This is a genomic window from Paenibacillus sp. F4 (assembly GCF_002894905.1).
GTDB lineage: Bacteria > Bacillota > Bacilli > Paenibacillales > Paenibacillaceae > Paenibacillus > Paenibacillus polymyxa_B.
The window spans coordinates 104,735-117,081 of record NZ_POVS01000004.1; the positions used below are offsets into that span (position 1 = coordinate 104,735).

Sequence of the window (12,347 nt, forward strand, 5' to 3'; positions counted from 1 at the left end):
GGCTTATCATTACAATCCTGTGCACAGGCGATTGGATAAGACATCTTGGAGGCGTACATGTGAAAATAAATCAATCGTCGTTACCGTTTCATCCGTATATTTTGCTTTTAATCAGCATACTGTCTGTTTCTATCTCATCCATCATGATAAAATCCTCAGATACTCCAACCTCTGTGGCTGGGATGTACAGATTGTATATGTCAGTACTCATAATGCTTCCTTTTGTACCTTGGAAAATGTTCCGTTCCTTAGAAATGAACAAAAAAGATTGGAGTACCGTTTTCATAGCTGGTCTTTTTCTCGGGTTGCATTTCTTATTCTGGATGGAATCATTAGTATATACCTCAGTTGCGAGTTCCATGGTCATCTTATCCTTACAGCCTTTATTTGTAATGATGGGTTCATACTTTATGTTCAGAGAACGAGCAAACATATTGACCCTTCTTTGTTTGATCGCCGCTCTTATCGGTTCAATCATTATAGCTTGGGGAGACATTGGGATTTCGAGAGAGGCATTAATCGGAGATGGATTATCTTTAGTAGGAACAATTTTGGTTTCAGCATATATGTTGGCAGGACAGAAAGTAAGCCACAAAATAAATGCAAATGTATATAGTGTTATTGTTTTTTTTATTGGTGGCAGCGTCATGCTGGTCTACAATTTGTTGAATCATTATGCCTTGATCGAATATGACTCGTCGGATTGGATTTATTTCTTGTTACTTGCAGTAATCCCAACTATTTTCGGACAATATATTTTTAATTTGTTGTTGAAATCAATGGGTGCAACTACAGTCTCAGTTGGTATTATTGGGGAGCCTGTTCTTGCCATAATTCTCGCCTACTTATTCTTGGGAGAAATAATCTCTGCATTTCAATTCATAGGTGGAATCATGACTTTATTCGGTATGGGGATGTATTTTTGGGCAAAATCTTTAAAGTATACTACGGTTGCAAAATATTAAATTTGAAATTCATTATCGCGAAATTGAATAAAACAATCGATGAGGAGAATGTTTAGATGGCAACGATTGATGATTTTTTGAAACTAGATATTCGAGTTGGAACCATAATTAAAGCTGAGTTTTTTGCAGAAGCAAAAGTACCTGCTATTAAACTTGAAATTGACTTTGGACAAGATATCGGAATAAAAGCTTCGAGTGCACAAATTACAAAAAGATATGTGGCTGAAGATATTATAGGGGAACAAATCATAGGTGTAGTCAACTTTCCACCTCGACGGATAGCAGGCTTTAAGTCAGAGGTATTGGTCCTTGGAGGAATACCCGAAAAGGGGGATGTGGTTCTATTGAAACCAGATACCAAACTACCTGACGGAACACCTATTGGGTGATAGAACGCTTGTTTAATCATTAAAATGTATAACTTCACAACAGGCAAGGCATTGAACTAACGGGATACGATCGTTCGATAGCAAGTTAAAACAGATAGCGGCAGACTAGGATTTTATTTTCATATCCTAGTCTGCCGCCTTTTCTTTTATTGGTCTGTCTACAACTTAACTTTTTTGATTCATTAATAATCTGCAACAGTTAGGCTGGAAATCACGAGTGTCACCAGTCCAGTAAAAGCACAATTCTCCATACCAGCTATGCGCCTTATGCTTATCTGGCTGGGATGCTGCGTGTCCCCTCTGTCATCGGGGAGGCGCAGAGCGGGCACACCGGCGGCGTGCCTGTGCTAGCCGCGCTTGTACGGCGTCCGCTTGTTGTGTCGCGACGCATCCACGCTTTGCAGGCACCGTCGGTGCATTTCCACACAGGCACGTTGATGCGTGGCTCCGCCGGAGACCCTGCCACCGACGAGGTCGTCCGTGTCGTAGCGCTGCCTGGTCCCGGCCTGCTGCTCACGCGGGTCGCTGTGCCAGACGCTGGCGATCCAGCGCCAGCACGGTTGCTATACCCGGAAGCACCCTTCGGTTGGCCGAAGCTGCTGCGGCGTGTTTCCGGCTTGGAAGCCTCAGGAGTGACCCCGTAGGCTTCCAGTAGGAAGCGTGACACGGCGGCAGGCTTGCCATGATTAGAGGCGGGAGAGGTGATGTATAGCAACTCCTTCGCCCGGGTGACGGCCACATAAGCGAGGCGGCGCTCTTCTTCAAGCGCTGCCTCGTTATCCACAGCGGTAGTCGGGGCGGCGCCTGCCCGCCGATCCTCCGGAAGCTCGCTGTGCAGCGCCGAGCTGTGCGGCAGAATGCCTTCGCTGGCTCCGATCCAATATACGCAAGGGAATTCCAGCCCTTTGGCGCGGTGGATCGTCATGAGCCGAACAGCATCGCTGTCTTCTTCTCTGCGCAGCGATTCCATTTGGCGGTGACGCTCGGAAAGCTCGTCCGCAAAGCTGACGAACGCCTCCACGGTGTCAAACCGCTTGGCTGCCGTTTCGAGCTCCTCCAGACTTTCTTGCATCGTTTCCTTATAATGAGTCCACGCGCCCGTATCTCCGCTTTCCAAATATTTGTCATAAAAGACTCGCCGCATTTCTTGAATGGCATAGGCAGGCTTCATTGTAGTGAGACTGCGAATTAGACGAATACGCTCTTTCACCTGTTCACGCTGAAAATCACGTAGTCGATCCCAGCGGCTGAGATGAATCAGCGGGTATTTTTTAGCCTGCTGTTTCTCCTCGCGCATAATCCATTCCATACCCGCCTCGCGGGAGACGTACAGCGGCCCAAGGGTGCTCGGAATGGATTCTATACGCCGGGGATTCAGCGACAAACGCAGGTGATCCATTAAGGGACGAATCAGGGACTGATCATAAAATACAGCCCCTGCCCCGTACTGAATAAATGGGACATCCCGCATAATTAATTGCTCAAAAATAGATCGGCTTCCGCTGGCTGTCCGGTGCAAAATAGCGATATCCCGGTAGCGCAGCCGACCTTCCTCTACCTGCCCGAGTAGATGAGTAACAATATGCCCCGCTTCCTCCTCGGGTCCGGATGGGGTGGCAAACTGCGGCGGCAAGCCTTCACGCCCGGCAGCCGAAAGACGTTTGGAGCGTCGATGAACATTTTTGGCGACAATGTTAGAGCCCAGCCCCAAAATCCGCGCATCGCTGCGATAATTAATATCCAGGGTAATGACCTTTGCATCCTTATAGACCTTGTCAAATTCCAGAATGGATTCCTGGCGTGCTCCATTAAAGGTATAGATCGTCTGATCATCATCCCCCACAACCATCAGATTGCGATGTCGGGCAGCCAATCGCTGCACCATCTCATATTGCAGGGCATTCGTATCCTGAAATTCATCGACCATGATATGTGAAAAACGCCGCTGAAGCGGCTGAAGCACATCCGGGTCACGCAGCAGTGCGGAGGCACGCAGCAGAATATCGTCAAAATCCATTTTATTGCGTTCCTGTTTCCACGCTTCATAGGCGAGCATGGCACGCTTGGCATCCGATTCCTCGCGCACGCTTTCCGGCAGCTCGTCCGCGCTGCGGCCTTCCGCTTTCCAGGCGGAGAGGGCAGACAGCAGGCTTTCTGGCTGGAAAGCCTCGCTGAGCCCAAGCTGCCGCAGCATCATTTTCATGACGGTATGCTGGGCCTGCGTTTCACCGAACACTTCATCTTGCACGCCGCGATGACGCAGCATCGCCAAAGCGAATGAGTGAAACGTGCGAGCCTGAACTGCACGTGCAGCGGCAGGGCGCACACCGGGTAATCCCGCGATGCGCAGTTTCATTTCGGCAGCTGCCTTGCTGGTGAAGGTCACCAGCAGAATGGACGATGCAGGGACATCCCGCATCGCCATGAGGTAGCCTGCGCGGGCAGCCAGCACTGTGGTTTTACCGCAGCCCGCCCCTGCAAGGGTCAGAAGGGGGCCTTTGCCGTGGCGGACGGCCTGGATCTGGGGGCGGTTCAGGTGAATGCCGGCGTTCTCTAAAGCACGAAAATAGGCCGAGTCTTGGTCGGTGTCAGGCACCAGCGTCATACTGGTATCCATGGAAGCACGACGTGCCTGAGGGCTCGACGTTGAATAAGGAACCCCGATGGGTCGGGGGTAAAAAGAAGGATTTGGGTCCATAATCCTGAAACCCCTTTCGTTCTTAAAATCTTCCATTTTCACAAATGGGGGTAGTTTTTGGTATGATAGAGTTCTAGTCAGCTTTAGCTGACGATAAGAACAAGGCGATGGACTAAAATAATGCTGAAATTCATGCGGATCTTGCCGGAGCGACAGAACGTCAATACGTTGACGCTAATGTCTATAGCCTTCAATCGGGCGATATGACCGCATTCCATTATACAGGAGTTCGAGGTTAGCCAACAGAAAAAAACTTTGGGATATACGGACGGTACAGTGAAATCCGGCTGGATATGGGGAGGAAATAACGATGAAGCTGATTCAACGTATAAAGGAAGGCGCTAATCGCGCAACAGAAAAGGCGCAGCATGCTGTCGAGATTAGTAAGATCAATTCACAAATTACAACGATTCAGCAGGAAATGGATGTTCATTTCTTACGAATGGGTCAGATCTTTTACGAAGGTTACCGCGCATCCGACATGTCGGTGGCAGAAACCGAGATGACACAGCTATCCACCGCATGTGATGAGCTTCAGGATGAAATTGACGAGCTGCGCAGTAGAATTGCAGAATTAAAAAACGCTCATTTATGCACCTGTGGAGCAGTTGTGCCACTGGATGCCAACTTTTGCCCCAAATGCGGACGCAAGCTGAATGAAGGACAGGCTGCTTCCAAACAAGTAGCTGCTGTGCGTGAAGAGGTGCCAACGGACGTCTATTCTTTTGATCTGCGCAAGCCAGAGGTAGTGAAGGATGCTGCGCCTGCTTACACGGAGTATGCAGAACATGAAGTAGTCGATCGGCATGAACAGGAACAGGATGAGCGGTATGAAACACACGAACCAGCGGGACTAGACCGCGATTACACAGTGTCTGATTTTACACCGGAAGAAAAAGCGGCATTCGACGCTGAGTGGGAGCGCCGTCGTCAGGAAGAGCTGGAAAAAGAACACCGTCGCCTTGAAGAACTGGCACGTGAGCGTGAGCGTCAGGAAGAGCTGGACGAGCGGATTCGATATTGGAAGGCCAACAACTCCGGGGCTGATAAGCCGGCAACGCCGTCTGCACAAGTACGTGAAAATGTAAAATGCCAAATCTGTACTGCAGAACTACCCAAAGGGTCCAAATGGTGCCCGCGTTGCGGAGCTGAACAGATTTGACGCAGCCGAACAGGCTGCTGCAGGACACAGACATAACGCCGGGCAGCATAGGGGGAACAGAATATATGGAGCGTTTGCTGCATCATCTGCGGAATCTGGGTTTTACGGAAATGGAAGCCAAGGTTATGGTCGAGCTTTCGAGGCAAAATGCGGCTTCCGGCTATGAAGTGGCTAAGCGTCTGGGCGCATCGCGCTCCAACGTGTACGCGGCTTTACAGCGTTTGGCCGGACAGGGATACCTCAGAACCAGTGCTGGAGAGCCTGTTCGTTACAGCATGCTGCCACCGGGTGAATTGACCCGGATGATCGAAGGACAAATGCAGGAGTCCCTGCGTGCGGTGGAGAAGGAAATGCCACGAACAGAACCAACCAAGCCGACCTTTTATAATGCGGAAGGCGATAGGAAGGTGCTGGAAAGTCTGACACGTGAGTTGGAACGGGCAGAGCATGAGATTGTGTTGGATTTGTGGCGCGAGGAAGCCGAACTGCTGCGTACAGAGTTGGAGAAAGCCGAGAGTCGAGGTGTGCGTCTGCTCTGGTCCTGCGATAACGGAGAAACCATGATGGGACCGTGGTTACCGCTTAGGTCTGGTACAGACGGACAGGAACCAGCAGGGCGCAAGTTTTCTTTTGTTATTGATCGGCGTTGGTGCATGCTGGGTATGCGGGGAGAGAATTGCCCGACACAGGCGCTTATTACCGAGCATCCGGTAATGACAGGTCTGCTGCTTAATCATTTTGCTCAGGATCTTATTCTGTATGAGCTGGAGCATGATATGGGCAGAGAGCTGTCGACCCGGTATGGCTGGCGGTATGAAGGCATTATCGGCAAATATATGTCAGCTGGAGAATAGCTAAAGATTACTGGCTAGGAAGTTCCATCAGTGCCCGGCATATAGATGTAATATAGCCCGCCTTATGAGGCACGAATTGATCCGATGTAATCAGGCGGCGAGTTTTTTCTGGATTCGGCCCTGACGTAATGCCTTGGGCTTCGATAAAGGGAATATGGCCTTCAAAAAGGGCCAGTGCTTGGTTAAGATCTGCTTCGTACAGTCCGGCTACTTCTTCTTGCTGGAGGTGATAAGCTTCCAATGGCTGGTTCGATAGCAGTCCAAACACCGAGCTAACCTCCCGGTCCCAAAAAGAGATACCCTGTGCGGTACCTTTGCTTTCATACCGAACGGTCATCAGCGGTGTTAATGAGGCAAAGGGCACATGAATACCCAGTTCTTCCTCCAGCTCACGAGCCGCCTGAGACATATCTTCGCCTGCCGTCAAATGACCGGCTGCTGTAATATCGTAGCATCCGGGGAAGGTATCCTTCGTATCCTGACGCTGTTGGAACAGTAAGCGACGGCCTATCGAAGTGTCTCGTGCTAGCCAGCAGTGAAAGGTATGGTGCCAATATCCCTTGGCATGTGCGTCTTGTCGAGAAGCTGTGCCAAGGGGGTTGTCTTCATCATCGTAGATATCCAGAAGCTCGCTAGTCATCGTGGTTCCTCCTATAGTAAGCAGAAATCAAAGGTCTACTTTACAGTATAACGTGTTTTCCGTCCTGACGATATGAAGGCGCGTGTGGAATGTGGAGTGGCATTTGGGGTATGCTGGGAACATGAGGATTTGCAACATCACACAGGTTTACGATTGAAAGGAGCGATTTTACATGGAATGTATAGTACATTTTCGAGTCATGCATCCGGAGGAACCCAAGGAACTTCGTGGGTTAATTATGCTGGAAAGTGGGGGCAAGCCGGGGATTGATCAAATCACGGATATGTTCAAAAATATGGGCTATGATGTCCGTCCAGACAATCCGGAGGAATTGATTTTTAAACCAGTCGATGTCAGAGCCAATTATACATATATCCGGGTGATTGAGCTGGATACGGGTGAGGAAGTCTACCAGGAAGATAGGGATTTGCGCGCGATTTTGGAAAATTTGCTGAATAAACGCTAAACGTTAAAGATCAGGAGAACTAATCGATGGAATGAGATAAAGCGATCCTGTCGCCATTCATAGGAACGGAGAACCAATGATGAGATTGTATATTATCCGACACGCAGACCCCGATTACCCCAACAACACCATCACGCCGGAGGGGCATTTGGAAGCCCAGGCACTGGCCAAGCGGCTTTCCAGTCACGGACTGGATCGAATTTATGCCTCTCCTTTGGGGCGGGCTTTGGATACGATGCGCTACACCGCCGACTCTCTGGGTATGACTCATGAAGTGGAACACTGGACGCAGGAGCTGGCCCTAAAGCTGGAGGAAACTCCATACGGCCGTCTTTCCCATTGGGATTTGCCTGGTGAAGTGATCCGTTCCGAATTGCCCCTGCCGACTCATGACTCTTGGCAGGAGATTTCTTATTATCAGGGAACGCAAAGTCCCGAAACCTTCGAGCGGCTGAAGCTTCATTCTGATGAATTCCTGAAACGGCAAGGCTTCGAGCGGGTGGAGGGCAGGTACCGGATTCTGAAGCACACCGAAGATCAGGTGGCCGTATTTTGTCATGGCGGCTTCGGGCTGACCTGGCTTGCTCATCTGTTGGAGCTGCCATTGGCCTTGGTCTGGTCCGGTTTTTGGATGCCGCCTAGCTCTGTAACCACGATTTTGTTTGATGAGCGCTCCCAGGAATGGGCAGTTCCCCGTTGCATCGGCTTCGGTGATGTTTCCCATCTGTATGCTGAGGGTTTGCCCGTCAGACCCCGTGGCATTATCACCAATTTCAACTAATCAGATCTCCTACACCATACCAAAACGGCTTAAGACGGTATACCGTCTTAAGCCGTTTGTTGTAGTCATATATAGGTGTGGGTTGAGTCAGCGTGCTTCGACGTACCCCTCCAGCTTGGAGGTGCAATGTGCGCAACGGGTAGCAGCTACAGGAATTTCGGATAGGCAATGTGGACATTCCTTGATCGTTTTTTCCTGAGGAGGTTTTTCTTCCTCTTTGCGTTTCAGCATGTTAATTCCCTTGACCAGCATGAACACACAGAAGGCCACGATCAGGAAGTCCAGCAGGACGTTAATGAACTGACCATAGGCGAGGACCGCAATCCCTGCTTCTTTGGCCTGTGCCAAAGTCATGCGTGTACCGTCAGCATTTAAAGGATCGGCATTTTGTAAAGCTACATACAAGTCTGGAAAATTCATGCCGCCCAGAAGTTTACCAATCGGAGGCATGATAATATCGTTTACCACAGAAGTGACAATCTTGCCAAACGCTCCACCGATGATAACACCGACCGCGAGGTCAATCACGTTACCCCGTACAGCGAATTCTTTAAATTCTTTTATAATACCTTTTCCGCTCATGTGAGTGCTCACCTTCTTTACATAAAATCATTTATCTATAATACATGCTATGTCAATTGAGGGCAATTCCAAATTGATGATTACACATTGTCACAAAATCACATGTTCATTTGTCTTCTATATGTAAACCAATAATGGAGGCGATGTATCGTGAGTTTAAGATTCAATCACAGAGCAGTGAGTCCTAGTACGTTCAAAGCGATGCTGGAGATGGAAAAATATATTTCCGGTCGTTTTACAGACAAAGTATTGTATGAACTACTGAAAATTAGAGTATCCCAAATCAATGGATGTTCCTATTGTCTGGATATGCATGCGAAGGATTTGCTCAAGCTGGGGGATTATGCTGACCACATTTTGCAGCTAGCCTTATGGCGGGAGGTTCCTTTGTTCACGGAAAAAGAACGTGTTATGCTTGAATTAGCTGAAGCGGTCACTCGCATCTCTGAACAAGGGGTACCTACGGATTTGTACAATAGGGTCAGAGAACATTTTACAGAGGAAGAATACGTAGATTTGATAACCGCGGTTAACGTGATTAACAGTTGGAACCGGATTGCGATTGCAACGGGAATGTATCCGGGCATTCTTTAATGAACAGGGGGCTATGCTTTGTCTGGCAAAGAACATAGGATTGAACAAGAATCGGTGGATTTAAATCTGGAGGAGCTGTATCAAAGATATCGCAAATATTCTTTTGCCATTGCTTATCGCATGCTTGGAACGGTTACGGATGCCGAGGATGTAGTTCAAGACTGCTTTGTCGAGCTGAAGAATAAGCCCCTGGATGATATACACAATCCCAAAGCCTATGTAGCCAAAATGACGATGAATCGGTGTCTAAATCTGTTGAACTCTGCGCGCAAGCAAAGAGAGACATATGTAGGACAGTGGCTGCCGGAGCCGTTGGGTGAAAGCGCAGATCTCCCTGCGGATTGGTTAGAGCGTAAAGACATGATATCTTACGCTTTTCTGGTTTTGCTGGAGCAGCTAAAGCCGATAGAGCGGGCTGTTTTTGTGCTGAGGGAAGCTTTTCAATATGATTACAAAGATATTGCGGAATTGCTGGGGAAGACTGAGAGCAACTGTCGTCAGTTGTTCAGTCGCTCCCGTCGTATTCTGTCTTCGGGAGAATCTGCTCTTGAGGCTCAGTCCAGTTGCAATGTGAATAACTCTTCCCGAATAAAACTACTAGAACGTTTTACAACCGCCTTTCTTGCCTACGATGTGACTGCTATGCTGGAACTACTGGCTGAACAACCTGTATTCCTGTCAGATGGCGGAGGTAATGTGCATACGGTAATGAGACCGATGGTTGTACGAAAAGGTGTTCTTGCCCTGTTGACTTCTCGTCGGGTATTAACCGTTTTACGAGAAAGAGATGTGTTCCACACCGTCATCAATGGCGAGGTTCAGCTGGCATTTCTGGAAGACGGAAAAGTGAGAGAAACCTTATGTCTCAGACTTACACCGGACGGGGAGCATATTCAGAGTTTTTATTTAATGGTCAACCCAGATAAGCTGGGATACATTCATATAGGACAGAAGAAGTGAACATGCGATAAAAAGTAATCATCAAAACAGCAAAAACCTTGAATCCTGCTAAGGATCAAGGTTTTTTGTTGTCTTCACAACTGCCGGGCTTGATGAAGAGCTAGATCGCCTACCCAGGGAAGCTTGAGCCACTTGCCTTGTCCCGCGCGAATTAACAGGATGACCCACAATACAAGGCCTGCCAGCGTTAACAGGGAAGCGAGCAGAGGACCGAGCAGCGGAATGAATCCAACAAGCACATGCCCGATCATGAGGGTGACAAACAAAAATATGGATTGCAGCGCGTGAAATAATACGAATCGACTTTTCTTTTCCAGCATGACAAAGGCCAGTGCGCCAATACATGCGAACAGATAGCACAGGACAGCTGCTATATTTTCATCCAATCCCGTGGAAGACTTATAGACTGACATGTCAGGCAAATCCCCCTTTATAAGTTATCCGTACTATACAAGCTATGAGGACAGGATTGAAGGATATGCCCGATCTCGGTAAAAAAGTTGACTCTACACCAAGGATAAGCGGTCAAGCGAATGGATATACTCGAATTTGGCGATAACCTTTTTTACTTTTTTGGTTTGCAAATGATCGATAAAGTGCCACGTTCCGTGGTTGAAGGGCCTCCCATTTGGACTGCGCTTCTGTCGCATCGCCCACAAGCTTCGCAGATTCGATGTTCGACTGCAGGCAGACGAGCTTGCAGACTCATTGAACCACTTCCACCTTACGAATTGCCTGATAGTCTTTCCCGAGAATCCGTTTCGGTTCCCGCCAAACGTTTTAGAAACGTATTTCTCCAGTTTACGGACAATTCTTCCACTTCGAGAATTTGTTTAATACCCTCGATATGATCCTTCTCTTGATGCATAATTCGATTGGCAAATGAAACCGTAATTGCTTTCGGATGGCGATGAAGGAGAGATAGTCCGTCGGCTTTAGAGGCAACTCCCTCTTCCAGAACGCGGAAGTAGAATCCCGTGTAGCCTGTTTGCTGTACCTTCAAGGGCATGTCCGATACGCCGTACTTGATGGACAACTTGTAGCAAGGCTGTCTCGGCTGGCTAACTTGAACGATAGCTTTGCCAAGCTTAAAGACGTCTCCAATGCAAACGTCGGATTCTAGCAAGCCCTTTATCGTTAAATTTTCCCCGAACGAGCCGTAATCGAGCCGTCTCCGCAATTCATTTTCCCAGAACGGATAGTGCTCGTAGGGATAGACGCATACAGCTTTCTCTTTACCCCCGTGATGAACTAGATCGCCCTGCCCATCCCCTTCGAAGTTTAGATAAGATAAATACAAATATTCATCTGTGGCCGACTTGAATATCCCCGTAGAAACGTCCTTCTGATTAAACTGGATCTGCTTGGGCATGCCGACATTAAGTGAAAGGATTTTAATAGATGCCATTCGGATCACTCCACTCCAAATTTTGGTCAACGAGTTTTTCTAGATGCTTCTATATACCGCGTTCCTGCATTCGTTCGCCTGCCTGAAGCGAGATTTCTATGATGACTACGCCTTTTTACATTTCGGTAATTTCTCTTTTGACTCTGTTCGTCCCCGTTTCCATTTTACACTCCTCTATGCGCTATTTGTGAATTTTCGATTAGTCTCCGTTAATGTTATAGAGTCCTTTTTGGGCAACTCATCATTCCGTTGTTCGAACATACCCGATCTCGGTAAAAAAAATGAATTAGAGAATGTGTATAAAAATACGAAAAAGGCTGAACGAAAGGGATTCGTTCAGCCATTCACACGGTTATGCACAGGTTTTGCACATCTTGTACGCACTTTATCCACCGCACATTACTATTTATCCACAAAAACAGCATGCTTTATGCACAATTTGTGCACAAACTGTAGACAATATAACGATATCTCACACTTTGCACACAGATTGTCCACAAACTATCAACATATTGGGAGTAACTGTGGATATACTTCCGTAATTATCGGTCGCCAGTTTTTAAATGGCGGCGTGGATGTGTGATTTTACCCATTTTATTCTTGTCATCCTTTTTGGGGATAAGTCGTTCATCAGTACGTCCTTCATGATGATTATCAAAGGCATATTCGGTCATTTTCCACTCGGAAGTACCCAAAACAACATCAGCGGGAAAATGCTGGCCTCTGTGCAAATGCTGCTCATGTCCATCCTCATCAATATAAACACCGTCCACTTCTACCTTTTCACCCGTTAGCGGGAGTAAATCCTTTCCTTTGCGTTCCATTGGTATCCCCTCCGTCTGGCTTAT

General features: G+C 48.0%; 14 protein-coding genes and 1 pseudogene. 8 read left to right on the forward strand and 7 right to left on the reverse strand.

Features of this window, described 5'->3' with window-relative positions; translation table 11 throughout:
* Positions 1-59 precede the first annotated feature (59 nt).
* Both C1T21_RS01150 and csaA read left to right on the forward strand, forming a co-directional pair.
* Positions 60-965 carry a DMT family transporter gene (locus C1T21_RS01150; protein WP_103046877.1) on the forward strand — a complete coding sequence of 302 codons (906 nt, stop codon included), beginning with the start codon at positions 60-62 and terminating at the stop codon, positions 963-965.
* Between the two features lie 56 nt (positions 966-1,021).
* Positions 1,022-1,354, forward strand: a complete 333-nt coding sequence (csaA, locus tag C1T21_RS01155) for a chaperone CsaA (RefSeq protein ID WP_069291001.1) — start codon at positions 1,022-1,024, stop codon at positions 1,352-1,354.
* A gap of 271 nt (positions 1,355-1,625) precedes the next feature.
* On the opposite strand, the gene C1T21_RS01160 is transcribed toward csaA, so the two are convergent.
* Positions 1,626-4,052 carry a UvrD-helicase domain-containing protein gene (locus C1T21_RS01160; RefSeq protein WP_103046878.1) on the reverse strand — a complete coding sequence of 809 codons (2,427 nt, stop codon included), beginning with the start codon at positions 4,050-4,052 and terminating at the stop codon, positions 1,626-1,628.
* Between the two features lie 310 nt (positions 4,053-4,362).
* On the opposite strand from C1T21_RS01160, the gene C1T21_RS01165 reads away from it, so the two are divergent.
* Both C1T21_RS01165 and C1T21_RS01170 read left to right on the forward strand, forming a co-directional pair.
* A complete protein-coding gene (locus tag C1T21_RS01165; RefSeq protein WP_069010833.1) occupies positions 4,363-5,214 on the forward strand; it encodes a zinc ribbon domain-containing protein in 852 nt (283 codons plus the stop codon).
* A 65-nt stretch (positions 5,215-5,279) separates the two neighbouring features.
* Positions 5,280-6,068 (forward strand): TrmB family transcriptional regulator, encoded by a 789-nt coding sequence (locus C1T21_RS01170; protein WP_103047029.1) that lies wholly within the window; start codon positions 5,280-5,282, stop codon positions 6,066-6,068.
* Between the two features lie 7 nt (positions 6,069-6,075).
* On the opposite strand, the gene C1T21_RS01175 is transcribed toward C1T21_RS01170, so the two are convergent.
* Positions 6,076-6,708 carry an NUDIX hydrolase gene (locus C1T21_RS01175; RefSeq protein WP_103046879.1) on the reverse strand — a complete coding sequence of 211 codons (633 nt, stop codon included), beginning with the start codon at positions 6,706-6,708 and terminating at the stop codon, positions 6,076-6,078.
* 172 nt (positions 6,709-6,880) lie between these two features.
* Here C1T21_RS01175 and C1T21_RS01180 point away from each other — a divergent pair, with 172 nt between their 5' ends.
* Together C1T21_RS01180 and C1T21_RS01185 are read left to right on the forward strand one after the other, a co-directional pair.
* Entirely contained in the window at positions 6,881-7,174 is a 294-nt protein-coding gene (locus tag C1T21_RS01180) for a hypothetical protein (protein WP_023986824.1), read from the forward strand.
* Between the two features lie 79 nt (positions 7,175-7,253).
* Entirely contained in the window at positions 7,254-7,955 is a 702-nt protein-coding gene (locus C1T21_RS01185; protein WP_029515948.1) for a histidine phosphatase family protein, read from the forward strand.
* 87 nt (positions 7,956-8,042) lie between these two features.
* On the opposite strand, the gene mscL is transcribed toward C1T21_RS01185, so the two are convergent.
* A complete protein-coding gene (gene mscL / locus C1T21_RS01190; RefSeq protein ID WP_028541125.1) occupies positions 8,043-8,537 on the reverse strand; it encodes a large conductance mechanosensitive channel protein MscL in 495 nt (164 codons plus the stop codon).
* 150 nt (positions 8,538-8,687) lie between these two features.
* Between mscL and C1T21_RS01195 the strand changes: the two genes are divergently transcribed.
* Positions 8,688-9,131, forward strand: a complete 444-nt coding sequence (locus C1T21_RS01195; RefSeq protein WP_103046880.1) for a carboxymuconolactone decarboxylase family protein — start codon at positions 8,688-8,690, stop codon at positions 9,129-9,131.
* A gap of 18 nt (positions 9,132-9,149) precedes the next feature.
* Positions 9,150-10,091, forward strand: coding sequence for a sigma-70 family RNA polymerase sigma factor (locus C1T21_RS01200; protein WP_103046881.1), 942 nt, complete (start codon positions 9,150-9,152; stop codon positions 10,089-10,091).
* Between the two features lie 74 nt (positions 10,092-10,165).
* Here the strand turns inward: C1T21_RS01200 and C1T21_RS01205 are convergent, their stop codons facing one another.
* From C1T21_RS01205 to C1T21_RS01220, 4 genes and pseudogenes are all read right to left on the reverse strand, one after another.
* Positions 10,166-10,504, reverse strand: a complete 339-nt coding sequence (locus C1T21_RS01205; RefSeq protein ID WP_103046882.1) for a DUF4870 domain-containing protein — start codon at positions 10,502-10,504, stop codon at positions 10,166-10,168.
* A gap of 99 nt (positions 10,505-10,603) precedes the next feature.
* Positions 10,604-10,733 (reverse strand): annotated as a pseudogene (locus C1T21_RS28275) (YggS family pyridoxal phosphate-dependent enzyme); the annotation flags it as partial.
* Positions 10,734-10,815: 82 nt separating this feature from the next.
* On the reverse strand, positions 10,816-11,499 hold the full coding sequence (locus tag C1T21_RS01215; protein WP_103046883.1) for an MOSC domain-containing protein: 684 nt from the start codon (positions 11,497-11,499) through the stop codon (positions 10,816-10,818).
* Between the two features lie 542 nt (positions 11,500-12,041).
* Complete coding sequence (locus tag C1T21_RS01220) at positions 12,042-12,323, reverse strand: transposase (protein ID WP_103046884.1); 282 nt, start codon at positions 12,321-12,323, stop codon at positions 12,042-12,044.
* Positions 12,324-12,347: the final 24 nt, after the last annotated feature.